The sequence below is a fragment of the Candidatus Neomarinimicrobiota bacterium genome (assembly GCA_016784545.1).
Lineage (GTDB): Bacteria > Fidelibacterota > UBA8477 > UBA8477 > JABMPR01 > JABMPR01.
This window is the reverse complement of sequence record JADHUM010000003.1, coordinates 14,410-39,519: the sequence shown is the minus strand read 5'-3', so window position 1 is coordinate 39,519 and position 25,110 is coordinate 14,410. Positions and strand designations below refer to the sequence as shown.

Annotated in this window: 27 protein-coding genes; 26 read left to right on the top strand and 1 reads right to left on the bottom strand. The window is 44.1% G+C overall.

Going from position 1 to position 25,110, the window contains the following annotated elements; translation table 11 throughout:
• Nucleotides 1–225 precede the first annotated feature (225 nt).
• The 20 genes from rho (at nt 226) to ISR87_01315 (ending at nt 15,252) form a co-directional block, all read left to right on the top strand.
• Nucleotides 226–1,479, top strand: coding sequence for a transcription termination factor Rho (gene rho, locus ISR87_01410; GenBank protein ID MBL7024085.1), 1,254 nt, complete (start codon nt 226–228; stop codon nt 1,477–1,479).
• A gap of 180 nt (nt 1,480–1,659) precedes the next feature.
• The gene (locus ISR87_01405; protein ID MBL7024084.1) at nt 1,660–2,847 is read left to right on the top strand and encodes a pyridoxal phosphate-dependent aminotransferase; all 1,188 of its coding nucleotides are present in this window, start codon (nt 1,660–1,662) and stop codon (nt 2,845–2,847) included.
• A 19-nt stretch (nt 2,848–2,866) separates the two neighbouring features.
• A complete protein-coding gene (gene rpmE, locus ISR87_01400; protein ID MBL7024083.1) occupies nt 2,867–3,079 on the top strand; it encodes a 50S ribosomal protein L31 in 213 nt (70 codons plus the stop codon).
• Between the two features lie 18 nt (nt 3,080–3,097).
• The gene (locus tag ISR87_01395; GenBank protein ID MBL7024082.1) at nt 3,098–4,093 is read left to right on the top strand and encodes a DUF1385 domain-containing protein; all 996 of its coding nucleotides are present in this window, start codon (nt 3,098–3,100) and stop codon (nt 4,091–4,093) included.
• Nucleotides 4,093–5,157, top strand: coding sequence for a peptide chain release factor 1 (gene prfA / locus ISR87_01390; protein ID MBL7024081.1), 1,065 nt, complete (start codon nt 4,093–4,095; stop codon nt 5,155–5,157). Before ISR87_01395 ends, prfA begins: the two co-directional genes overlap by 1 nt.
• A gap of 20 nt (nt 5,158–5,177) precedes the next feature.
• On the top strand, nt 5,178–5,576 hold the full coding sequence (locus ISR87_01385) for a PepSY domain-containing protein (protein ID MBL7024080.1): 399 nt from the start codon (nt 5,178–5,180) through the stop codon (nt 5,574–5,576).
• Between the two features lie 11 nt (nt 5,577–5,587).
• A complete protein-coding gene (locus ISR87_01380; GenBank protein ID MBL7024079.1) occupies nt 5,588–6,085 on the top strand; it encodes a DUF4920 domain-containing protein in 498 nt (165 codons plus the stop codon).
• A 33-nt stretch (nt 6,086–6,118) separates the two neighbouring features.
• Nucleotides 6,119–6,730 (top strand): sigma-70 family RNA polymerase sigma factor, encoded by a 612-nt coding sequence (locus ISR87_01375; protein MBL7024078.1) that lies wholly within the window; start codon nt 6,119–6,121, stop codon nt 6,728–6,730.
• Nucleotides 6,730–6,981 (top strand): hypothetical protein, encoded by a 252-nt coding sequence (locus tag ISR87_01370; protein ID MBL7024077.1) that lies wholly within the window; start codon nt 6,730–6,732, stop codon nt 6,979–6,981. The genes ISR87_01375 and ISR87_01370 overlap by 1 nt, the downstream gene beginning before the upstream one ends.
• A 3-nt stretch (nt 6,982–6,984) precedes the next feature.
• The gene (locus tag ISR87_01365) at nt 6,985–7,239 is read left to right on the top strand and encodes a glutathione S-transferase N-terminal domain-containing protein (GenBank protein MBL7024076.1); all 255 of its coding nucleotides are present in this window, start codon (nt 6,985–6,987) and stop codon (nt 7,237–7,239) included.
• A 9-nt stretch (nt 7,240–7,248) separates the two neighbouring features.
• Nucleotides 7,249–7,518 carry a co-chaperone GroES gene (locus tag ISR87_01360; protein ID MBL7024075.1) on the top strand — a complete coding sequence of 90 codons (270 nt, stop codon included), beginning with the start codon at nt 7,249–7,251 and terminating at the stop codon, nt 7,516–7,518.
• Between the two features lie 326 nt (nt 7,519–7,844).
• Nucleotides 7,845–9,194 carry a CoA-disulfide reductase gene (locus tag ISR87_01355; GenBank protein MBL7024074.1) on the top strand — a complete coding sequence of 450 codons (1,350 nt, stop codon included), beginning with the start codon at nt 7,845–7,847 and terminating at the stop codon, nt 9,192–9,194.
• Nucleotides 9,195–9,322: 128 nt separating this feature from the next.
• Nucleotides 9,323–9,529, top strand: a complete 207-nt coding sequence (locus tag ISR87_01350) for a DUF1858 domain-containing protein (GenBank protein MBL7024073.1) — start codon at nt 9,323–9,325, stop codon at nt 9,527–9,529.
• A gap of 79 nt (nt 9,530–9,608) precedes the next feature.
• Nucleotides 9,609–10,031: an OsmC family protein gene (locus ISR87_01345; protein ID MBL7024072.1), complete on the top strand. Its 423-nt coding sequence runs from the start codon at nt 9,609–9,611 to the stop codon at nt 10,029–10,031.
• Entirely contained in the window at nt 10,028–10,435 is a 408-nt protein-coding gene (locus ISR87_01340; GenBank protein ID MBL7024071.1) for a rhodanese-like domain-containing protein, read from the top strand. Before ISR87_01345 ends, ISR87_01340 begins: the two co-directional genes overlap by 4 nt.
• Nucleotides 10,436–10,620: 185 nt before the next feature.
• Nucleotides 10,621–11,337: a T9SS type A sorting domain-containing protein gene (locus ISR87_01335; GenBank protein MBL7024070.1), complete on the top strand. Its 717-nt coding sequence runs from the start codon at nt 10,621–10,623 to the stop codon at nt 11,335–11,337.
• The gene (locus ISR87_01330) at nt 11,334–11,825 is read left to right on the top strand and encodes a TlpA family protein disulfide reductase (GenBank protein MBL7024069.1); all 492 of its coding nucleotides are present in this window, start codon (nt 11,334–11,336) and stop codon (nt 11,823–11,825) included. Before ISR87_01335 ends, ISR87_01330 begins: the two co-directional genes overlap by 4 nt.
• Nucleotides 11,826–11,833: 8 nt before the next feature.
• Nucleotides 11,834–13,531, top strand: a complete 1,698-nt coding sequence (locus ISR87_01325) for a hypothetical protein (GenBank protein ID MBL7024068.1) — start codon at nt 11,834–11,836, stop codon at nt 13,529–13,531.
• On the top strand, nt 13,528–14,802 hold the full coding sequence (locus tag ISR87_01320; GenBank protein MBL7024067.1) for a hypothetical protein: 1,275 nt from the start codon (nt 13,528–13,530) through the stop codon (nt 14,800–14,802). The genes ISR87_01325 and ISR87_01320 overlap by 4 nt, the downstream gene beginning before the upstream one ends.
• A 6-nt stretch (nt 14,803–14,808) precedes the next feature.
• On the top strand, nt 14,809–15,252 hold the full coding sequence (locus tag ISR87_01315; GenBank protein ID MBL7024066.1) for a hypothetical protein: 444 nt from the start codon (nt 14,809–14,811) through the stop codon (nt 15,250–15,252).
• An 81-nt stretch (nt 15,253–15,333) separates the two neighbouring features.
• Here the strand turns inward: ISR87_01315 and ISR87_01310 are convergent, their stop codons facing one another.
• Nucleotides 15,334–16,338, bottom strand: coding sequence for a c-type cytochrome (locus tag ISR87_01310; GenBank protein ID MBL7024065.1), 1,005 nt, complete (start codon nt 16,336–16,338; stop codon nt 15,334–15,336).
• Between the two features lie 240 nt (nt 16,339–16,578).
• Between ISR87_01310 and ISR87_01305 the strand changes: the two genes are divergently transcribed.
• The 6 genes from ISR87_01305 to ISR87_01280 all read left to right on the top strand — a co-directional run bounded on the left by ISR87_01305 (nt 16,579) and on the right by ISR87_01280 (nt 25,100).
• On the top strand, nt 16,579–17,178 hold the full coding sequence (locus ISR87_01305) for a TetR/AcrR family transcriptional regulator (protein MBL7024064.1): 600 nt from the start codon (nt 16,579–16,581) through the stop codon (nt 17,176–17,178).
• A 35-nt stretch (nt 17,179–17,213) separates the two neighbouring features.
• On the top strand, nt 17,214–18,986 hold the full coding sequence (locus ISR87_01300; protein MBL7024063.1) for an acyl-CoA dehydrogenase family protein: 1,773 nt from the start codon (nt 17,214–17,216) through the stop codon (nt 18,984–18,986).
• A 20-nt stretch (nt 18,987–19,006) separates the two neighbouring features.
• Nucleotides 19,007–20,140: a thiolase family protein gene (locus ISR87_01295; protein MBL7024062.1), complete on the top strand. Its 1,134-nt coding sequence runs from the start codon at nt 19,007–19,009 to the stop codon at nt 20,138–20,140.
• A gap of 2 nt (nt 20,141–20,142) precedes the next feature.
• Entirely contained in the window at nt 20,143–22,491 is a 2,349-nt protein-coding gene (locus tag ISR87_01290) for a 3-hydroxyacyl-CoA dehydrogenase/enoyl-CoA hydratase family protein (GenBank protein MBL7024061.1), read from the top strand.
• A 176-nt stretch (nt 22,492–22,667) separates the two neighbouring features.
• Complete coding sequence (locus tag ISR87_01285; protein MBL7024060.1) at nt 22,668–22,997, top strand: TraR/DksA C4-type zinc finger protein; 330 nt, start codon at nt 22,668–22,670, stop codon at nt 22,995–22,997.
• 15 nt (nt 22,998–23,012) lie between these two features.
• The gene (locus tag ISR87_01280; protein MBL7024059.1) at nt 23,013–25,100 is read left to right on the top strand and encodes a S9 family peptidase; all 2,088 of its coding nucleotides are present in this window, start codon (nt 23,013–23,015) and stop codon (nt 25,098–25,100) included.
• Nucleotides 25,101–25,110: the final 10 nt, after the last annotated feature.

Genomic DNA, 25,110 nt, shown 5'->3' with positions numbered 1-25,110 from the left:
AGTTGGAGCATCGCTGCTTGCATCTATTGATTGAAGGCTAAAACAATGTCCAGGGTCTATATCACACGGATAAATAATTAATTAGAATTTTAATTGACAAGGTATAGGTGCAGATTAAATTCAGGTTGCAATTCAAACGCTGAAAATGCAGATCTAATCTCCCAACAATACTTTTTTACAGAAATTTAACAAAAATATCAATCACAAAAGAACAGGTTTATTTCAATGAGTTTAACCATTACGCAACTTCTGAAAATGAAGTTGAAAGAGTTGGCAGATATTGCCCAGGAATTGGCAGTGCCAGCAGTCTCCGGTCAGAAAAAGATGGATTTAATCGAAGCCATCATCGAAGCCCAAACCGAGAGTGCGGGCATGATGTTTTCCAAAGGTGTTTTAGAAATCTTGCCTGATGGATATGGCTTCCTCCGAGATGCAGACAACAATTATCTGGCTGGAGCCCACGACATCTATGTATCGCCCTCACAAATAAAAAGATTTGGATTACGCACAGGACAAATTGTGTGGGGTCAGGTTCGTCCCCCCAAGGACAATGAGCGCTATTTCGCTCTACTCAAAATTGAGGCAATCAATTATCAAAATCCTGAAGAGGGTAGAATTGTTCCTCAGTTTGACACACTCGTTCCCCTGTATGCGGACACCAAACTGACTCTGGAGCGTGGCCCCAAGAGTTATTCAATGCGCGTTATGGATTTAATAAGCCCTGTGGGTAAAGGTCAGCGTGGTCTTATTACTGCTCAGCCCAAAACAGGTAAAACGATCCTGTTGCAGGACATTGCCAACTCCATTGTTCAAAATCATCCTGATGTTACGCTCATCGTTCTGCTTATTGATGAACGACCTGAGGAAGTGACCGATATGCGTCGCATGGTTGACTCTGAGGTCATCGCATCTACTTTCGATGAGCCGCCAGAACGTCATGTTCAAGTCGCGGATATGGTCCTTAATAAAGCAAAATGTATGGTAGAATTTGGAAAAGATGTGGTCATCCTGCTGGATAGTCTCACACGTCTTGCACGTGCCCACAATGCAGTTATTCCCCATAGTGGTAAAATTCTCTCAGGTGGTATTGATTCCAACGCGCTACACCGTCCCAAGCGCTTCTTCGGTGCAGCCAGAAATGTGGAACATGGTGGCAGTTTAACCATCATGGCCACAGCCCTGATTGAAACTGGATCCCGCATGGATGATGTTATTTTTGAAGAATTCAAGGGTACTGGTAATATGGAGTTGGTTCTCGATCGTCGTCTCAGTGATCGTCGAATTTATCCAGCTATCGATATCAATCGCTCCGGTACCAGAAAAGAAGAACTCCTCCTTTCCAAGGCTGAGCTTTCAAGGACCTGGATATTGAGGAAACTACTCAACGAGATGACCCCTGTTGAAGCCATGGAATTCCTCCTGGAGCGCATGCAGCGTTCAAGCACAAATAAAGAGTTTATCCAGACCATGAATTCATAGTTTTATTTATAATACATCCAAGTAATGGAGGAGCGTGGAGTCATATCTGCGCTCTTTTTTATATGAGAATTCGCAACATTTTAATGAGCATCAAAACCAGATCATTGTCCCACCTTTCCCTTGCCAAGACAGGGGGGGTGCAGATATATTGCGCGGCTTTTTAAGGAGAGTATATAAGAAATGAGTTTTGCTAAAAGAATCAACGCCTTACAACCCTCAGCCACCATGGCTGTGATTGAAGCTGCAGCCCGTCTAAAAGAACAGGGCATTGATGTCATTTCCTTTGGTGCCGGTGAACCGGATTTTGACACACCTGAGCACATCCGAGCGGCAGCGAATAAAGCGCTGGCAGAGGGACATACACGCTACACGCCAGGTTCTGGAACCAGTAGCCTTAAGCAGGCCATCGTTAAAAAATTAAAAAAAGACAATGGTCTTGACTATGAGACCAATCAGATTGTCGTTTCAAACGGTGGTAAGCACTCATTATTTAATATTATGATGACCTTGTTTGACGAGGGTGATGAAGTCATTATTCTCACACCCTATTGGGTAACCTATCCGGAAATAGTCAAATTAAGTGGTGCCGAACCTGTCTATGTTGAAACCCGTGAAGAAGATGGTTTTCAAATAAACCGTAATCAATTGCTCAAGGGGATTTCTCCAAAGACAAAAGGGATTATCGTTAACACACCCTCTAACCCCAGCGGCGCTGTTCTCAATCGGGAAAGTTTGCAAGCCATTGTAGAGGTAGCTGCTACAAACGATATGTGGTTGATCAGTGACGAGTGTTACGAAGCCCTGGTATACGATGGGGAACATTTAAGCCTGGCTGGTTTTGAAAATGCCTATGAGAAGACCATTACCGTCCAAACCATGTCCAAGGCATTCGCAATGACAGGCTGGCGTATGGGATACAGTGCTTCTTCAAGAGAACTTGCTGTAGCTATGGGGAAATTTCAGGGCCAGGCAACTGGTTGTCCCAATTCAATTGCCCAGTTTGCCTCTGAGGTAGCCTTGACGGAACCACCATTATTTCTCGATGATTGGCGAGCACAATTCATTGCACGGCGAAACTATATGGTGGCAGCTCTTGATGCCATGCCTGGAGTAAGCTGTCTCATGCCTGAAGGTGCTTTCTATACTTTTCCCAAAGTTTCAGGTCTCTTTGGAAAAAAGGCTGGGAGTGTTGTCATAAAAGATGACACCGATCTGACAAATTATTTATTGGATGAAGCTCATATTACGGTGGTTCCAGGCTCAGCTTTTGGAGCTTCAGAACACATAAGATTGTCCTATGCTACATCCATGGACGCTATTAAAACAGGTCTTGGCAGATTTGCCGACGCTGTTGCTAAATTGAAATGATGAAGGGAGTACCCATAAAATGAAACCAGGAATCCATCCTAAATACGAGTTGCACAAGGTTGCTTGTGCCTGCGGGAATAGTTTCGAAACCTATACCACAGTTGGTGAGCTGCATATAGAAATTTGCAACGAATGTCACCCATATTTTACTGGAAAGCAGAAATTGCTGGATACGGCTGGTCGTATCGATAAGTTCCGTAAAAAATATGGAACAGCTGAAAAAGCTAAATAGATCCGTTCCAAAGCTGATTTGAAGCCCAAACGCTCGATCCGCGTTTTTATCCAGGCATTTCTCACCGCCCAGCAAACCATACTGGTCGGTGGGCAAGCTATCATCGAAGGTGTGATGATGCGTGTGCCTGGTGCCTATGCTATTGCTGTGAGGAACCCCCAGGGCGAGATTATTACCAGACGCCAGGAATTCACTTCACTGACAGAAAAAATTGCCATACTCAAAAAACCAGTACTGCGTGGCATGATAGCTCTTTTTGAATCCATGAAAATGGGTATTGGTACACTCAACGAGTCTGCAGAAATAGCTTATGAGGAAGATAGTTCAGCCGAAATGACATTGAAGGATAAAGTGTTATCCTTTCTTGGAACCGCTTTGGCACTTGGAATTGGATTAGGTCTTTTCTTTGTCACACCACTATTCGTAACAGGCAATCTGTTAAATCTTTCAGAGACAGCGTTTACCTTTAACGTCGTGTCTGGAATAATCAGAATCGCCCTGTTTCTGGCCTATCTCTGGGGTATTTCACTCCTGGATGATGTGAAAAGACTGTTTCAGTATCATGGTGCCGAGCATAAAGCGGTCTACACATTTGAAGCAGGCAAGCCACTGGATCTTGATTCTGCAAGACCCTTCCAAACCCAACATCCTCGCTGTGGGACCAGTTTTATTTTTATCGTGCTTTTATCTTCCATTATCATGTTTGCCATTATCGACAGCATCGTGAAACTCTTTGCTGGCGAAATGACTTTACAGATCAGATTATTGACACACCTGCCCTTAATCCCACTGGTTGCTGGTGTGGGATACGAAATATTGAAACTGAGCTCAAAATATCGTCATATCGCCTGGGTGAGAGCATTAGCGGCTCCCGGCATCTGGCTACAGAACATCACAACCAGAGAACCTGATGATGATCAACTCACGGTCGCTCTTGAATCACTTAAGTTTGCTTTTGGTGATGATCTGGAGAAATATCAGGGTCAATCTTTTGTTGCTGAGGCCATTGACTAATGTTATTGGAAAAACTTCCTGCTCTCAAGGTGAAGTTTAAAGAACTCGAGGATCAGCTTTCTGATCCTGAGCTCATGGCCAATAATCGCAAGTATGCGAAAATAGCCAGAGAGCATAATGATCTATCCCATGTTCTGGAAGTATTTCATAGCTATGAAGAGTTGATGACCACTATTGACGAGGGTGAGTCCATCCTTCGTGGTGATGACGATGAGCTAAAAGAAATCGTTCGTGAAGAACTGGATGATTCTCTTGCTGAAAAAGCCAAGCTTGAGGACGATTTAAAAATTCTCTTGATCCCCAAAGATCCACTGGATCAAGGAGCTGCCATTCTTGAAATCAGAGCGGGTGCTGGTGGTGATGAAGCAGCTCTATTTGCATCGGACCTGGTTCGCATGTATCAGCGTTATACTGAAGCAAAAAACTGGAAATATGAATTCATCACCTTGAATGAGCTGGGTGGGGGTGGAACGAAGGAAGCCATCATCCAAGTTACAGGTGAGGATGCATACGGTACTTTGAAGTTTGAGAGTGGTGTCCATCGGGTTCAGCGAATTCCTCAGACTGAGAGTAGTGGTCGAATTCATACTTCAGCTGCAACTGTGGCTGTATTGCCTGAGGCGGAAGAAGTTGACGTTGAGATTAATGCAGGAGATTTAAGAATTGACACATTCCGTGCCAGTGGTGCAGGTGGACAGCATGTCAATAAAACTGAATCTGCAATCCGCATCACCCACATGCCTTCTGGTTTGGTAGTCTCTTGTCAGGATGAAACTTCTCAGCATAAGAACAAAGATAAAGCGATGAAAGTATTGCGTGCTCGTCTATTGGCCGCAGAACATGAGAAGCAGGATAGCCAAGTTGCAGCAATGCGTAAAACACTTGTCTCAACCGGTGATAGAAGTGCCAAGATCAGAACCTACAATTATCCACAGGGTCGGGTTACGGATCACAGAATAAATTTGACCTTATATCGTTTGGAAGAAATTACCAATGGTGATCTTTCCGAGCTTCATGAGAAACTTGTGGCTGCGGAGATGGTCAATCGACTGGAGTCGCTTTGAACAAGGGTTCCTCTCGATCGATGCGCACCTGGCGCAAATTTCATAGGTATACATTTGGTTATAGTAAATGGGTGAGTCTTGTTTCAGTTGTACTGCTTATTGTTATTTCGATCACGGGCATTCTCCTTATCCACCAGGATGATTTGAAACCCATACAGACGTCCCGGGTCCCCCTCAGTATTCTCCCTGATCACTATGAAAATCGGCTGGAGACCACCAGGGATAGACAGGGCACCAAAGCGATATTTGTTGAAGAGAAGAGTGTCCCCCTGCGTTGGGTGATTCTTGACCTTCATACCGGAGATTTTTTTGGTAAATTCGGCTTTCTACTTTATGATATTTTAGCAGTTATTATGCTGGTGATGGGAAGCACGGGGATATACATGTATTTTAGAATTAGAAAAAATAACAGTTTTTAGAAGGGGATATCATGTACAAACACACACATCTATTAGTTTTACTTGTTTTAAGTCTTGGTCTTATGGCTTGCAGTTCTGAAACAGCAGAAGGTGCCGGGGATCAATTTGGACAGAGCCTTTCAATGACCAAAGTAACTCCCGTTGCAGAGGTATTTACCCAGGCTCAAGATTTGAATGGTCAAATGGTTAGGGTCTCTGGCACAGTGACTGATCTATGCAAACATAAGGGTTGCTGGATGCAGGTGAGTGACGGACAAAATGTTTTAACCGTCCGATTCAAAGATGAAGCCTTTATCGTTCCAGCCGATGCTATGGGTCGCAATGTTGATATGGAAGGACTGTTCATCGTTGAAAAAATCTCAAATCCCTTAGGATCACACCAGGCTTGTGCTGAGGGTGGAGAGCACAGTGGTGAAGGCGCTTGTGAAAGTGAACGCGCTGAAAAGACGGTTCACAAAGTAGCTGATATGCGCTATACCCTGGTTTCAACTGGATTGGTCTTGTCATAAAGTATAATTCCTTCTGTAACGACTGAACAGGAAATGCATCCAATAAAACGTGAATTGACAATTGAAGAGACGCCGGAGCTAATCCAGGCAGCCCGAGATGGAGACCGGAAGGTTCAGTCACAGTTGGTGACCATGTATTCTTCCCGCATCTACAATCTGGGACTGCGCATGCTGCGAAATAATGAAGATGCTGAAGATATGCTTCAGGAAACTTTCATTACAGCATTTCAAAAGATCCACACCTTCAAGGGGAAATCCAGCTTTTATACATGGATTTACCGCATTGGTGTGAATATCGCTCTCGGCAAATTGCGAAAGCAATCCAGGATGCAGATTTCATACTCCATTCAGGAACCGGATTTCGAAAATCTCCACGGGCTGAAAATAGCAGATTGGCCGGAGTACATCGAAACCAAAGTTTCAGATGAAGAGTTTAGGATTGCACTTAAGGTTGCTCTGGATGATCTGGATGAAAAATATCGTTCAGTATTTGTCCTGAGAGATCTGGAAGAGCTGTCCACGGCAAGAACAGCCGAAATCCTGAAGCTTTCTGAGAGCAATGTGAAGGTAAGACTGATGCGGGCCAGACTCTTTTTGAGAGACAGGATGAGTACCTTTTTAAAACGTGAAGGTTGGTTGGTATAATGAAGCCCAAACATGATGTAGAGCTGCAAAAGAAGATCTGTCTGGATTTTGGTGCGGATATCGGCTCTGAATTGTGTCAGGAGGTAGGCCTGCTCATGGAAGAATGTCCAGAGTGCAGAGTCTATTATGATACTATGCAGCGTTCCGTCAAGCTGTACAAGGTTGTGGAAAATGAATGCGAGCTTCCTGAATCGGTATCCGAACGCCTCTTCAAAGTATTAGATTTAGATCAATTGAAGAAGGATGCATAGAAAATGGCAACATTAACAACACAGGTCAAAAAAGTAGTCATGTTTACTACCCCGACTTGTTCACATTGTACCACTGCAAAGCGTTATTTGAGAGAGAACGGGATAAAGTTTAAAGAGATAGATGTTAGCAGAAATCAAAAAGCTGCACAAGATATGCTAAGAAAAACAGGTCAGCAGGGCGTTCCTCAACTGTGGATTAATAATCGTCCAGTCGTTGGCTTTGATAGAAATAAAATCAATAGTTTATTAGGGATATAGGAGAAAGAAATGAAAATTCAACCTTTAGATGATCGTGTATTAGTTATTCCTGCTGGTGAGGAAGAAAAAACAGCCTCAGGTATTATCATACCAGATACAGCCAAAGAAAAACCACGTCGTGGCACTGTTGCCGCTGTGGGAAATGATGAAGAATTGCAGGAATTGATCAAAGAGGGTGATGTTATCCTCTATGGAAAATATTCTGGTGATGAACTCGCATATGATGGGACAGATTACCTCATCCTTAACCGGAGTGATATTCTGGCTAAACTCAGCTAATTACGAGTCATAATCGATTAAAAAGAGGCTATCCCAAAAGGGTGGCCTTTTTTTTATAAGTGACGGGCGCAGTAGGGTATAAAGGTATAGGGGTATAAATGGTGAAATGATGTTCGCCTTTAATCTAAAAAAAAATAGCCCTGAAAATGGATTTTTCATAAATCCGTGTGTATCCGTGGCTAAAAGAAAGAGACATAATCAGGTTCTGAGACAGCCCCTTATTTAATCGTCTTGCTACTCTATTTATCTATCCCAAAATAGTTTGTCACCCTGCTTTGATCCCATACTCAAAGATATGTTCGAAATGCTATCCTGAGAGGGGATTTATGAATAAAAAATATGTGATTATCGGTGGAGATGCAGCTGGAATGAGTGCAGCCAGCAAAATCAGGCGCATGCAGCCAGATTCTAAACTTGTTGTTTTTGAAAAAGGACCACACATTAGTTTTGCAGCCTGTGGCATGCCTTATTGGATCAGTGGTGTCATAGATGATGGAAGTAAACTACAAGTGCTCACTCCAGAAAGTGCACGTGAAAAAAGAGATATCGATGTTCGCATTGGACATGAAGTGATGGAAATTGATCCTTCCATGAATAGCATTGTTGTTCAAAATTTGAGTACCGGTGAAGAGTTTGTAGAAACATATGATGCACTTCTCATCGCAACTGGCGCTCGTGCAATTGTACCACCCATTCCAGGTGTGAATTCTGAGGGTGTTTTTACCCTGCGAAGCCTGGCAGATGGACACCGGATTAAAAATTACATAGCAGACCATGAAATTAAGCATGCAACCATCATCGGCGGTGGCCACATCGGGCTGGAAATGGCCGAAGCCTGTAGGCATCTCAAGATTGATGTATCCATGGTGGTCAGGGGAGATCAGATTGCACCCTCAATGGATAAAGAATTACTGGAAAAAGTAACTGAAAATGTAATTGAGCATGGGGTAGATCTCCAGTTTGAGACCACAGTGAACAGCATAGAAAAATTGAACGGCAGACTCCAGATTCAGACTTCTGCTGGACACATACACACCGATATGGTTATCGTATCTACGGGAGTGAGACCAAATGCAGAGCTAGCCGTTGAGGCTGGAATTAAGGTGGGAAAAAGTGGCGCAATTCTTATCGATGAGCACATGCAAACCAATATGGAAAACATCTTTGCTGCTGGTGATTGTGCCGAGCATAATCATCTCGTTCTTGATGAGAGTCGGTGGATTCCCATGGCTCCTTCTGCCAATAAGGGGGGGCGGGTTGCAGGAGAAAATATGGCCGGAGCTAGCACAAGGTTTCCCGGAATCCTGGGGACTGCCGTGGCCAAAGTATTTGATTATACAATTTCCCAGACCGGAATCACAGAGAAACAGGCCAGTACAATTGAAGACCTGGGTGAGTTTGAAACAACAACCATTAAAGCTGGAAGTCGAGCACACTATTATCCTGGATCCACACCTGTAACCATAAAACTTGTGGTGGAAAAAGACACTGGGCGAGTCCTTGGTGCCCAAATGATAGGCATGGGAGGTGTCGCCAAACGATTAGATGTTCTCGCCACAGCTATCACAGCCAGAATGACTGCAGAGGATATAGGTATGTTGGATTTAACCTATGCTCCACCTTTTGCGCCAGTCTATGATCCCGTACATGTCGCTGCAAATGTGGCCAGCAAGTAAATTAGGAGTTGGGTCTTTGTAGAATAAATGGGCGAGGATTCGAATCCTCGCTTCGAATTTCCCACGTGTACCGAATGATGTTTCCCTACTCCGTATTCCATGAGATTATTCAAAAAGGATGATTACCGATGATAAATAAGGAAATGTTGATAGAAGATCTAGTCCAGGAATATCCAAAATTAATCGGCCCACTCAAGACGGAAGGTATTGTCTGTCTGGCTTGTGGTGAAGCTGTCTGGGGTACCCTGGAAGCGCAAGCCATGGAAAAGGGTCTCACCAATATCGATGACATTGTTGAAAGAATGAACACGTTGATATTGGAACAAACATTATAGAAATTGATTTGTTGTTCTGGGGGACCATATTAGGTGGTGTCAGAACGGCAGTAAAGTGTGAAAATTAGGGTTATAGATTATGTCAGAAGTTAAGATTCAACAGGTAAAAGGTGGAACCTTTGCCGCCAGGGGTACTTCAAACCATTGGACCATGATGGATGTCTCAAAAACGATAGGTGGCCAGGAGGCTGCAAGCGGTCCCATGGAGATGGTCCTGTTTGGTCTGGGAGGATGTACCGCTATCGATGTTGAGACCATGTTAAAGAAAATGAAAGTTCCTTTGGAAAATTTTGAAATTGATATTCACGCAGAACGTGCTGAAGATCACCCAAAAGTCTACACCCGAATTGATATGACATATCACTTTTATGGCAAAGATCTTCCTCAAAAGAAATTGGAGCGGGCGGTTAAGCTTTCCAAAGATACGTATTGTTCGGTGAGTGCCATGTTGGCGGCTACGGTTGAAATTACAGCAAAAGTCGAGAACCATAACACCGCATGATCCATCGCCTCATAGCATACTCCATGATTCTATTGGGAACCGGGGGCACCATTTATATGGGTGTAGAAGGTATCTATGGGGATCATTATGACATTCCCACGATGAGCTATGAGTCGTTTAGCCGACAATATTCAGACTCCAGCAGGTATATCTTAATCGATGTTCGCACGGAATCTGAAATTGCAGATCGGCCGGCACCCTGGTCGAATACAATGCAGATACCCCTGCTTTCACTGGAAGATCGTTACATGGAGCTAAACAAGTATAAGGATCAACCCATGTTGGTTTTGTGTCCCACAGGCAATCGTTCACGGCAAGGCGCTCGCGTACTGAGATTAGCAGGATTTGATGCATCCTACATGGAAAATGGCATGTTCAAGAAGAAAGTATTCAACAATGAATAAAAGATACATTAAAATGTTATCAGGTTTAGCAGTTGGAGCTATCCTCGGATACCTTTATTACTATTATATTGGCTGCGCTTCAGGGACGTGTGCGATAACCTCGAATCCGTTTATTAGTACTGCCTATGGAGCGATGATGGGTCTTGTTTTTATGTGGCCAGCCAAAGAAAAGGACGAGAAGACTGATGATGGGGAAAACACTCAAACCATTTAAAATATTGATTCTGGCGCTGTTTATCGGGCCTGCATTGTTTGGACAAAACAACAACTTTGAATTTGTTCAATATGATTCCGCCTATATAGGAAACGAGGATTTCGTTATTCTTCACGGTGATATAATCAGTCTTGCCGCCTCATCACAATCGATTTCTGTTACCAGAGTTACTCATGAAATAGATGCCTCTTGGACAAACTCATTTTGCGTCGGACCGGCCTGTTTACCGCCTTTTCTGGATAATTTCACATTTGACCTGGCTGCTTCGGATACTGCCTTGTTCACTCTTGACACCTATCCAAATGGTATAGAGGGAATAGGACGTTGGACCATGTTTGCCGTAGATTCCTCAACGATGGAAGTTGATTCAGTTAATTTCAGTTTGGAGTTTGTTGCCGTCTCAATTGATGGGTCTTTCGCAAGGCCTAACTCATTTGAACTCTCGCATATTTACCCGAATCCAACCAATGCATCAGTCAATTTTAATCTGAATCTTAAAAAGAGCGGGGACTATTCAATCATTCTTTATTCACTTGATGGAAGAGAAATACTGACCAGGAATTACCAGCTAAATTCTGGCAAGAATCATCTCCAATGGAATATGTATGGCTTGTCCTCCGGCAATTATATCATTAGTGCCTCAGGAGCGGGTGAAACCATCTCCAGACAGGTGAGTGTGATAAAATGATGCGCCTACTTCCTCTCCTTTTGATCGTGGCAATTTCCTATGGCCAGGAGAAAAACTTACCCCAGGTGAATCTCAAGGACATGAAAAATAAAACTCACAGTCTCAATGAGTTGGTTGAAGGCCAGGTGACTCTCATCAATTTTTGGGCGACCTACTGTGTTCCGTGTCGAAAAGAGATGAAACATCTGAACCGGATTAATAAAACTTACGCCGATCAAAATGTTCAAGTCATTGGTATCTCCATTGATGATTCTCGAACAGTTGGCCGGGTCAAGTCCATGGTCAAGTCTCAAAAACTTGAATATACTGTGCTTCTTGATACAGAGCAAAAGTTGTACAAGAATTTCAATACAACGGCCATGCCCTTTTCAATCCTGGTTGATGCTCAGGGCAAAATTCTCTGGGAGCATACGGGTTATCTCCCTGGTGATGAGGCCCAAATGGAAGCTGAAATCAAGAAAGCTCTGGCGGCTCAGAAAAAAAGTTAATACCCCCTTTGTCCTTATTTTTCAGAACACTCATCCTTTTAGCAATTCCACTAGGTCTCATTGCTGAAGGTGTGTCCTGGAATCTTGGTCTCAAATCAAATCTGGGACGAGGCGAACAAGTTGGGACCGATTACAATTACTTCGAAAATTTTATAAGTGGATCCATCGAGATTGGTCAATGGTATCTGGATCTATCAGTAGAGTCCAGTCAACCTCCAGAATATGGATTTGAATATCAGGGCGTTGATCGCTTTTTCATCAGCTACATAGGCAATTCTCGTTCTCTTGAAATAGGGGATATCTCAGCTGTTTTTGGTAGAGGATTGGCGTTGAATCTGGATGAGAATCAGGCTATCGATTTTGACAATGAGATCATGGGCCTGAGATATTCATCTGTATTTATGGAAAATCATGAACTTGATTTGCTGGCCGGGTTTAAAAAGGAATATAGATTCTATTCTCCTAGTTCAGACCTCCGAGAACCTGATGGTATGGCTGCCTATGAACTGGCCGGTGCAGAAGCAACTCTCAATAGTGAAAGTGGCGTGTGGTCTCTGATCCCATACATTGTCGCAAGTCGTATGGAATCTGATTTCGTGTGGCAGGAGTTGGATTCTGATATTGGATTGATCGTCACAGACACAGTGACCCAGCAAATGAATGCCATCCAGGGTGGATGGGGGCAATCTATTTATGGTGAGAGTTGGGATTTGTATCTGGAATACAATAGAACCTGGAAAGCCTTTGATTATCCCGTAGTCACACAGAGTATCCAACAAATAGAGAATGGGCAAGTTCTTAATAATGGTACGCCAAAGTACACCCAGGAAGGGCAGGCCTTAAATCTCCAGGTTAATTGGTTCCCAGACTGGTTCACGACTCTATTCGAATATAAACGCTATTTGAATGGCCCTGAGACCTCGTCACAGAAGCGTAATCCCTTGCTCCTGGCCACCAAACCACTACCCTGGCAAATGGGACCTACGGGCATCAGAGAGCATGATATCAGTTTGTTGGGAAATGTAACCCACCCTGTTGACTATGGTGACGAATTGGGTTGGAATCTTGAAATACGAAAAACACTTTCAGATACATGGTCAATCGTCCTTAATGGCGCACAAACTTCCCAATCTGCTTCAGATGGTGCACCTGGGATTCTGCCTACACAGGATTTAGATAGAAATCCCTGGCAGGAATACTATGCAGAATTCGAGTATTCTGGATCAAGTTTTTATCAGAGATTGTTAATTGCCTACACCAGATCCGTTTTAAGTGGCCAATCTGCTGCTGAAGTGATGGAACATTACACACTGGTGCCAGCCTACTTATCATGGCATCCCAATACAACGCTGGTCCTTTCCACAGTGGTTGAATTGCAGACATCCAAAGTATATGGTGAACTGTATTCTGGTAGTGAATTAGAAGGTCACAACTTTCAAAGTGGCCATTTTATTGCCAGTGCAGATTATGATCACAATTACTCCGCTGCGATTATCTGGGACATGAGCAATGATCCAAGTTTGGTGACCAGTGGGGAAGATATCCAACATTGGGTCAGTGGTGAGGTATCCATCAAACCCAGAAATGGATTGTGGGTCCGGGCTTCTTATGGCAAAGAAAAGGGTGGTGTCCGTTGTACTGGTGGCGTTTGTCGTGTTTTAAATCCCTTTGAGGGTTTCCGTCTGGCACTGGAGTGGCGACTATGAGAATTCGACTCTTCCTATTGCTCCTGTTCCTGTTTCTCTGGTCATGTGATTGGCGACCATCCGAAATTGGTATCGATTACTCGGCTAAGGTACAGGAATATAATATTGCAATTGGTGACACGATTATTCTCGAAATCCAACCCCAGGGCGATAATTTTACTGAGATCGAAATTCAAGATACAAGCATTGTAGAAATTATAGATCGCATGGCCCATGATTTTGGTGGGCAATTGATTCTGGTTGGCAAGGGTGAGGGAATGCTGGATTTATACTTCAGCTATGATGTACTGGTTGCACCGGATTCCCCTCCAGTATCCGCCAGCTATTACATCCATCTTAATGTTACCGAATCAATACCGCTTCCCCTCAATGTGGGAGAAACATTCACATTGGACTTTTCAAGCGAGCTGTCCACCGAGCAATTGTCAGCCCTTGATTCAGTAGCCCTAATTGTTGTCCAACAAAATCCAGGCGGTGCATATCGCCTGGAGCAAATACCTGATGAACTCACCAGGTTCAACCTCATGGGAGAAATACCCGGAACGACTGAACTTATTATTGAATGTTATGATATAAATAGTGATCTAATCGTAGCAGTATTTTATGAAATAAATGTCTCCATACGTAAAAAGGTTTTTGCTGAACTGTTTACCAATTCCGGATGCGTCAATTGTCCTGAGGCCAATGGCTACCTGGACAATATCTCCCATGCATTTGGGGATGATTTTGTTTTAGTTAGATATCATGTCAACTGGACCGATCCATTTGACCCTATGAATCTCTATAATCCAGGAGAAGTTGAGTCCCGACGAGCATATTATAATATATTTGCCGCGCCGGGTCTGGTTATTGACGGAACTCATGTCGCAACCCTGGATGAGGATGACTGGACGGGTCGGGTGGGCAGCGCCAGTCTTGCAGACCCAACTATATACATATCTGGAGTTGATGTACTGGAGAGCGTGGACAGTCTACACCTGGAATTTGACGTGAATGCTTTTGGGATACCGCATACTAACATGACGGTTTGGACCATAGTGGTTGAAGATAGTATTCATTTTGCAGGCTCTAATGGTGAAGATTTGCATATGGATGTTATGCGGGATATGGCATTTACCTCACTTAGCAATCTCAATGGATTAATTACCTTTCAGCATAGCTTGAAAAAACCTGATGACTATTGCGTAGCTGGACCCATGGAGCTTATTGTATTTGTCCAATCCGAATCCAGCAAATATGTGCTCCAGGCGCGTAAACAGCTACTGTACTAGTCTAAAATGGCTGAACTGCATCCCTTCTTTGTCCACTTTCCCATCGCCATTCTGCTCGTTGCTGCCCTGTTTGATCTCTATGGTGTGATAAAAAGCATTCCACAGCATACCTGGACTGCGTATGTGCTACAATTGATGGCTGGAGTGTCTGCTATCTTTGCAGCCATCAGTGGCAACCTCGCTGAGACTCTGGTGGTGGCGGAGGAATCACTTCACCAGGGAGTCATAACATCCTTTGAAAAACATACATCCCTTGGCAATGCCGCCGTGTGGATCATCATTCTGGTGGCAGTGGGTCGTACTTTTGCCATTCTGGAGAAGAAGGATTGGGCTCTCAAGGGGTGGTTCTTTCCAGCAATAAGTACAGGTCTGGCAATGCTTATATTGATAACTGGCTTATTGGGTGGTGAGCTAAGTCGGCAGATTCTGGCATATTTTATTACTCACTAGCTAACCTACCAAAACAATCCATTTTAAAAAAAAGCGAGGGACCTGCCCTCGCTTTTTTATCCTACATCTGAAAGCTAAAAATCAGCTTTTAGTAAAACGATTCCCGTTCATAGTTTTCAAAAAGGCAGCAATCCTGCTGGCTTCTTCATCGGATATCTGTTGCATCAATTGCATATCACCCATCATGATGATGGTTTCTTCAAGACTTTCCACACCACCATCATGAAAATATGGTCCTGTTAAACCAATATTTCTTAAAGCAGGCACTTTAAACATGAATTTGTCCTGCTCATTGCCAGTCACTTCAAAGCGACCCTCATCTTCAAGATTATGGTATGGTTTGATAAGACCATTTTTCTGGTACATGTTTGCACCCAGCATCGAGCCTGTATGGCAGGTTACACAGGCTTTACCCAGGAAGAGGTCCAGGCCTTCAACCTCAGCTTTAGTAATGGCTTTGAGATCCCCTTTTAAAAATGAATCAAACCGATCATGACTTACCAGCGTGCGCTCAAATGCAGCCATTGCTTCGGTAATATTTTCAAAGTTGATACTGTTCTCACCGAAAGCTTCAGTAAATAATGCGGCGTACTCAGGGATCGCTTTAATTTTTGCTACAGCAGTAGCGGAATCAGCAATTGCCATTTCAGCGGGATTTAAAATTGGTCCACCAGCTTGCTCATTTAGATCAGCTGCCCGTCCATCCCAGAATTGAACAAAATGAAAACCGGCGTTAAAAACTGTCGGGGAATTTCGGGGACCTGGAATGCCATTGGTCCCTTCTGAGGTGGGTTTGTTGTCAACCCCTGCCGTGGCGATATCATGGCAAGTATTACAGGACATATCCCCGGTATTGGAGAGTGCCGTTTCAAAATAGAGCTTTTCCCCAAGCTTGATCTTGGGATCAGTATCATTTTCAGAACCTGGCATTTTATCAGGAACCGCGGTAAACATTGGTTTCACTTTTGCCAGAACTCCCTGTTGATAGGATAAATCTTCAGGTGGTTGTTGTTCTGCTTTTTCACCACACTGAATCAACACCATCATCATCAAGCTTATAATGATAAACAGGACACCTTTTTGCATTCCTAATTCCCCTTATTATTTAAGTGCTCAAAATTAATAACTGCTAAACAGCAACAATATATATGGGCGGTGGAGCTTTCCATCAAAAAAAAACAGTAAGATTCAAATGATGGCGCTAATCCTACCTCCAGAGCGAACCTTTCATTAACTCACAAAGCTTGCTTGCAGAAGGATAGTAAAGGTCTATATTACATACCGACCAGTCGGTATGTATGTCATGAAATAATATTAAGGCCAGCTATGACAGAGAGAAGACCCAGCTCAGAACGTCGAATTGAAATATTAGAGGCAGCGCTTACCATTTTTGTTAAAAAGGGATATTCTGATGCCAGAATGGATGATATTGTTCAAGAGATCGGCTTGAGCAAAGGAGCGATATATCACCACTTTCAGAGCAAACGCGACCTATTCATTGCCTTGATCGAACATTGGATGGATCAATTTTCACCCATTGAGCGCGGTGGCAAAATGAAGGCAAAACCATCCAGAGAAATCATACTTCACATAGCGAAATTTACTGCAAAACTATTTCAGAGAAATCCAAACTGGTTCCTGGTGGAACCCGAAATCTGGGCTTTTGCCAACCGGGATAAAGAAATTAAAGAATTAGCAAGTCACCTGTATGCCAGTGTCTTGAGCGAATTTGAGGCCCTTATCAAGCGGGGGATAAAGTATGGGGAATTTAGAAATGTAAATGAGCGCATGATAGCCATGTCTATTATGACCTCCTTGCATGGAATGATCTGGTTTGCACTATTTAAACCCAGTGACTTTTCCCTGGAAGAATATGTAGACTTGAATATGGAACTGATTCTGGATGGTATTGCCGTCCAGGATTGAAATAACAGAATTGTATCCAAAATAAGGAGAATGAAATGAATAAGGGTGGCGCATTTCTAACCACACCCTTTGGCGTCGATGAAATCTTCACCAGAGAAAAATGGAGTGATGACCAAAGAGAATTTTTTGAAGCAATACGCACTTTTTCTTCAGAAGCTATCGCTCCCATGGCCCTTGAAATTGAAAAACTCGATGAAAAACTGACTCGTGATTTTATGACTCAGATGGGGGAAATGGGGATGCTGGGACTGGATGTCCCAGAGAAATATGGCGGCATGGGTCTTGATAAAACAGCTGCTGCCCTGGCCCTGGAAGCTTTTGGGGAAAGTAAAAGTTCATCGCTTATGGTGACTGTGACCGATCATACCGGAATCGGTTTGCTGCCCATCCTTTGGTATGGAACTGAAGCTCAGAGGGAAAAATACATTCCAAAAATGATGAGCGGTGAATGGATGAGCTCCTATGCTTTAACTGAGCCAGGAGCTGGCTCGGATGCCTTGAATGGCACGACCTCAGCCAAGCTGAACGCAGAGGGTACCCATTATATCCTTAATGGGGTAAAACAATTTATCACCAACGGTAGCTGGGCGGACATTGGGATTGTCTTTGCCAAGATAGATGGTGACAAAATGACATCATTTATCCTGGATCAAGAGACGACTGGATGGGAGCGCGGGCCAGAAGAACATAAATTGGGAATCAAAGGCTCTTCAACAACTACCTATGTCTTGAAAGATTGTATGGTTCCTGTTGAAAACGTTCTAGGTGGCGTTGATAATGGAGCAGCTGTAGCCTTTAATGTGCTCTATATCGGGCGATTGAAGCTGGGAGCGGTGACCATGGGGGGTGCCAAACAAACCATTCTCACTGCCCTGGACTATGCCAAGGAGCGTGAACAATTCGCCCAACCTCTAACTGCCTTTGGCATGATCCAGAGAAAATTTGCTGATATGGTAATTCGCTGCTATGAGGCTGAAACGATTACGTATCAGTCCACTGGATCCATCGATGCGGCAACAGAGCGCTATGAGGATGATGATCCTGAGTATTACAATCATCTCTACACCGTGATTGAAGATCATGCTATTGAGAATAGCACCAATAAGATCTTCTCCTCTGAAGCCATGTGGATTAACGCTGATGATGGGGTCCAAATATTTGGTGGCTACGGATTCTCTGAAGAATATCCGCTGGCAAGAATCCTGCGGGATGAACGTGTCAATAGAATATTTGAAGGAACCAACGAGATCAACAAGCTGATCATTTCTGGAATAGCTATGAAAAAGGCTATCCTGGAAGAGCTGCCTATTCGTGACCAGATTCTTGAAATGGGTGATGGCTGGCTGCCCAAAGTTGAAATACCAGCTGATCATCCAAGAGTGCAGGAAATAAAAGCAGTGGAGTTGGGACGAGGCATTGTACTCAAAACGCTGCATGAGCTAATCCTTAAATATGGGCAGGACTTCAAAAATACTCAATTTGAAATTGAGGCTTTTGCGAATATGGTTATCGCTCAGCAGGTCATTTTCAGTGTACTAAGGAGATATTTGCAGCTGGATGAGAAGTATCCGAGATGTGACGAAGTTCTGGCAGTCCTGAGAGTATCCGTGTTGAGAAATCTGGAAGTCATTGTTTCAAATGGCAAAAGAATATTAAGGCACATCCTCTCTGAAGATGAACGCAAGTCCAAGTTGGGCAAGCTGGATGAAACGCTCACAGAATTGGACTATCACGCTGATGTCATTGAGGAACAAAAGCTGATTTTCCAACTGCTATTAAAGCGCGGTTCATACCCACTGAATGATTAAGGAATGAGGAGAATTTAAAAATGAGTGAAAGATATAGTGTAATCGTTGATGCTGTTCGGAGTCCCATAGGTCTTAAAAATGGTGAAATGATTGGGATGCGACCAGATGATATTGCCGCCCAGGTTGTGAAAGCCCTTCTGAAAAGAAATCCAGCTGTAAAGGGAGAAGATGTGGAAGACCTTGTGCTGGGTTGCGCGTTTCCTGAAGGAAATCAAGGAATGCTCATGGGGCGTGGAGTTGCATTGCTGGCTGGTCTACCCAATACGACCACAGGCAGCACAGTAAACCGGTTCTGTGGTTCTTCCATGGATGCCCTCCATCAATTGAGTGCGTCCATCCTTGCTGGCGATAAAGAAATTGGAATTGCTGCTGGTGTTGAAGATATGTTTGGTGTCCCCATGGGTGGTTATAACCCTGATTTTAATCCAGAGTTATACGAGATTGACTATTATATGGGTATGGGTGAGACTGCTGAAAATCTTGCTCAGGAATTGGATATTAGTCGAGAGGACCAGGAAGCCTTTGCCATTGCATCTCATAAAAAAGCTCTGGCTGCTCAAGCCGCTGGAAGATTCGACAACGAGATTGTTCCCATTGAAATTGAGGGTATTCGTGTCTCTAAGGATGAGGGTCCCAGAGAACCAGATGTAGCTAAGATCAAATCTTTATCCCCCGCTTTTTTAGCGGAGGGCACTATTACAGCTGCAACATCAAGCCCCATTAGTGTCGGTGCCGCAGCTGTTCTGGTCATGAGCAATACCAAAGCTGAGGAATTAGGTCTTAAAGTCCGAGCCAAAATCATATCTCGTGCTGTAGCCGGTGTGGATCCCACCCTAATGGGTTCTGGACCACTTCCTGCCACAGAAAAAGCCTTAAAGAACGTGGGTATGACTATGGATCAGATGGATACCATCGAATTGAACGAAGCTTTTGGAGCTCAATCACTTTATGTCATTCGCAAGGGTGGTTGGCCAAATGAAAAAATTAATTTGAATGGTGGTGCCATTGCACTTGGACATCCACTAGGCTGTTCAGGAGCCAGGATTGTAACGACCCTGCTCAACGTCATGGAACAGAACGATACAAAATACGGTCTGGCCACCATGTGTATTGGAACGGGGCAAGGCATCGCAACCATTATCGAGAGGATTTAATCATGGCATTAAAGGTAGAAAAGGTAGCCGTTCTAGGCGCTGGAGTCATGGGCGCACAGATTGCGACTCACCTGTCAAACGCTGGGATTCCCAGTTACCTCTTCGATATGAATCAGGAGCTGGCGGAGCAGGGCTTGGAGGGAATGAATAAGCTGAAACCCAGTCCGGTATATAATCCTAAAACCCTGGAGATGATTACACCATGTAATTATGATGATCACCTCGACAAGATTGGGGAAGTGGATTGGGTCATTGAAGTCATCGCAGAGCGTCTTGATTGGAAACAGGGGCTCTTTGAGAAAATAGTGCCCAAAATGAATGCCACAGCTATTCTGACCAGTAATACATCGGGTCTTTCTTTAGCTGATATGGCCAGCTCATTGCCTGCCCATATGAAGAAACGCTTCTTTATTACTCATTTTTTCAATCCACCCCGCTATATGAAATTGGTGGAGTTGGTGGGTGGACCTGATACAGATATGGAAGCCATGCAGGATATAGCCACCTTCCTGGAAGATGATCTTGGAAAAGGGGTCGTCTGGGCCAAGGATACAGCCAACTTCATCGCCAATCGTATTGGTGTATATGGTATGATGCTGACCCTGAAATTGGCCAGAGAAAAGAAATTGAACGTTCCTGATGTGGATGCCTTGACCGGTACGCTTATCGGGCATATGAAATCAGCTACTTTCAGAACAGGAGATGTGGTTGGTTTGGATACGCTCGTCCATGTGGCTGAAAATGCTTATGACAAAGGTGAGGCGGATGAAGAACGAGATATCTTTAAGATTCCTGACTATCTGCAATCCATGCTTGATAATGGATGGTTGGGCCAAAAAACGGGAAGTGGTTTCTATAAAAAAGTAGATAAAAAGACCATCCTGTCTCTTAATCTGGATACGCTTGAATATGAACCTTCTGTTAAAAAGAAATACGATGCCATCCGGGTATCTAAGAATGAGACCTACCTCCCTGGAAAACTAAAAAGTCTGGTGAGGATCGATGATGTCGCTGGAAAATTTCTCTGGGAATTGAATGCTGGAATTCTGATTTATTCCGCAAATCGTCTCCCTGAAATTTCTGATGACATTGTAAATATTGACAGTGCCATGAAATGGGGTTTTGGTTGGGAATTTGGTCCCTTCGAAGTCTGGGATGCATTTGGATTGGCAGCCTCAATTGAACGGATGAAGCGTGATGGCCGAAAAATCCCAACCTGGGTTCAGACCATGATAAGCAAGGGATTCACATCCTTTTATGGATTCGATGGGAAGGTCAAAACCTATTATGATCCTACAAGTGAATCCATGCAGCCTGTCCCAACTCATCCGCTGGCTTTCGATTTTAATGTCATCAAGAAAACGGGTGGGCTCATCAAAAAGGATTGGTCAGCGTCGTTGATCGATCTTGGAGATGGTGTTGCCGCTGTAACCATGCATTCAGTGCTTCAGCCTACCTTCAATCCTATTGATGGTTCCATTATTGGCATGCTTGATCAAGCAGTGGATTGGGTAACTGAAAATAACTATAAGGGCCTGGTTATCGCCTCAGAAGCGACACACTTTTCCGCTGGAGCTAACCTGGCTTTGATGCTGCGAGCTATAGATGAAAAGGACTGGGCTGGTTTGGATGCCATGAGTAAAGCCATGCAGGATACCCTGCAAAAGGTTCGATTCGCTCCCTTCCCTGTGGTAGCTGCACCACACTGGATGGCCCTGGGTGGAGGATATGAAACCATTGGTGCCTGTGATAGGATCGTTGCTGCAGCAGAGCTCTATACAGGTCTGGTTGAGGTAGGTGTAGGACTCATACCAGGAGCTGGCGGCAATCTTAGAATGATCATGAAAGCGCAGGACCGTCTCTCCAAGGGTCGTGCAGGTGCCTTTCAGGTTGCTCAAAAGGCGTTTGAAGCCATTGGGTTTGCCAAAGTCTCCATGTCAGCCAAGCATGCGGTTTCAATCGGGTATCTCACAAAAGATGATATCATTGTCGTTAATCAAGACCATCGAGTCTCTCGGGCCAAGGCAGAAGTCTTGTCCATGAGTGAAGGCTACCAACCGCCTGAATTTCGGACAGATCTATTTCTGCCTGGTAAGGGTGGTCGTTTAGCTGTGAAGAGTACTGTAAAGGGATTCCTGAAATCCGGGAAAATTTCCGAACATGATGCCCTCATTGCTGAGAAACTAGCCTTTGTACTTACTGGTGGTGACAAAGGGGGGATCATGAGACCCCTGGATGAACAGTATCTACTGGATCTAGAACGGGAAGCGTTTGTTTCACTCGGTGGGGAACCAAAAACGCGGGCACGCATAGAATACATGTTGAAACGAGGGCGACCTCTTAGAAACTAACTGCATCCCAGGTTTTCCGTTTTCCTCTTGGGGATGCAACAATAAAGAAAGGCGGCGATTATTTTCGTCGCCTTTTCTGTTTATATAAACACTTCTATAATTAACTTAATCCACAATCACTTATAACGCAGGGCGTTGCACTTGAATTTATTGAAATTTACAATTTGGATTAATATATGAATTACGAAGAAAAACAACAGATACGAGAGCGCATTCATTCAGAAATCGAAAGCGCCACTGAACAGGTAATTGAATTAAAGGAAATGACCCAACCCATTGCTCCTGATGCAGCCATTGGACGAATCTCGCGTATGGAAGCCATCAATAATAAAAGCGTGAATGAACTCCTGCTGTCCAAGACTGAAGCCAAGCTTCAAAAACTCGAAGTCTCTCTGTCCTTCATTGATAAAGATGATTATGGTCTTTGTCGAGTCTGCAAACAACCCATCCCACTGGGTCGTCTGATGATGTTGCCTGAATCAGACAAATGCGTGGACTGTGCCTGATAAGGAGAACCTACTTTGGACAAATTTAAAATAGTTATCGGGCTGCTTGCCCTGATAGTGCTTTCCTGCATACCAAAACCAGAAAGTGTTCCTCAATTGAATGTGAAAGACCCCTATATCTGGCTTGAAGAAGTAGAAGGTGAACGAGCTCTAAACTGGGTGAGGGAACAGAACGCTCTTACTTTGAGCGAATTGCATGCTGACCCCCGTTTCGAACAATTTGAGCGTGAAGCTCTGGCTATTTATGAGGCGCAAGACAGGCTGGTATATGGCAAAATCAGGGGAGATTATATTTACAACTTCTGGCGTGACGATGTGCATATCAGGGGGATCTGGCGTCGGTCACCCCTGGCAGCATATCTGGACAATAAGCCAGAATGGGATGTGTTGCTTGATGTAGATGCTTTGGCTGACATGGAGAGCGAGAACTGGGTCTATAAAAGCACTGCAGGTTTACCCCCAGCTTACAATCGCTTCCTGATTGAACTGTCACGGGGTGGCAAGGATGCAGTTGTGGTGCGCGAATTCGATATCTCCACTCGTTCTTTTATTGAGGATGGCTTTACTGTTCCTGAAGAAAAATCAACCGTGAGCTGGATTAACCAGGATCAAGTGTTTGTGGCCACAGACTTTGGACCAGGCAGCATGACCGAGAGTGGCTATGCCGCCAGTGTAAAAGTATGGACGCGGGGTGACGATTTGGCCGCATCTCCTGAACTAGCCAGAATTCCCTTGGAGGATGTAGGTACCTGGGGCTGGACCATATTCACAGCAGAAGGAAATTACTCCCTGATTAGTAAATCAAAGGATTTCTGGTCACACGAAATATTATGGGTGGATAAAAATATGGCCACCCAAAGAATAGATTTACCCCATGATGCTGATTTTAAGGGTATCTGGCGAGATCAAGCGTTTGCAGTACTCAGGACGGATTGGAGGGGAAGTGTAAAAGGCTCGCTTATCGCCCTGGACCTGGAATCGAATGCGAAAACAGATGTGTTTACTCCCGATTCAGAAAGTTCTATTTTGGATATTTGTTTTTCATCTGCAAACCCCCTTCTCACTATTCAGCAAAACGTTGTGGACAAGGTATTCCGTGTCAGTTTGAAAGATGAATCATGGGAACTGGATATGCTAGATCTCCCCAATGGAGGAACTCTTTCCATTTACGGTGCCGACCCTCTGAATGCCAATTTCTTTTGCACCTACAATGACTTGATTACACCAACGACACTGAGTTACTATACCGAAGCGACTGCAAACCCCATCTTGATCCAACAATCGCCAGCTCGCTATGATAGTGAAAACCTTGAAGTAAATCAAAAGTTTGCCATCAGTAAAGATGGTACCAAAATTCCCTATTTTCTCGTGAGTGTGAAGGATATGCCCTTAGACGGTAGCAATCCTACCCTTCTTTATGGTTATGGTGGATTTGAAGTATCCGAGAAATCTCAATATTGGTCTAAAACTGGAAAGCTGTGGATGGAGAAGGGGGGCATATTTGCCCTGGCAAATATCAGAGGTGGAGGTGAATATGGTCCTGCCTGGCATCAAGCTGCCCTGAAGACCAATCGACACAAATCCTATGAGGATTTTTTCGCCATAGCTGAGGATATGATCAACAGTGGTATCACCTCCCCAGAGAAGTTGGGTATTATGGGGGGCAGCGGTGGTGGACTTTTGGTCGGTGCGGCTTTTACCTTGAGACCCGATCTGTTTGGTGCTGTGGTTTCCCAGGTTCCCCTGCTTGATATGATGCGATATCATAAATTACTGGCAGGTGCCAGTTGGATGGGGGAGTACGGAGACCCCGACGATCCCCAAGAAGGCGCATATCTCAAAGCTCATTCTCCATACCATCTTTTAGACCCTCAAAAGTCATATCCCAGAGTGATGTTTACAACCTCAACCAAGGATGATCGTGTTCATCCAGGACACGCCAGGAAAATGGTTGCCCGTATGCTGGAACAGGGGCATCCGGTTATGTATTATGAAAATATTGAAGGTGGGCATGCAGCTGGAGCGAATTTGAAACAATATGCGACCATGGCTGCTATCGAATTCACTTATCTACATCGTCAACTGGGTACGACAGCAGAATAATCCGAGTAAT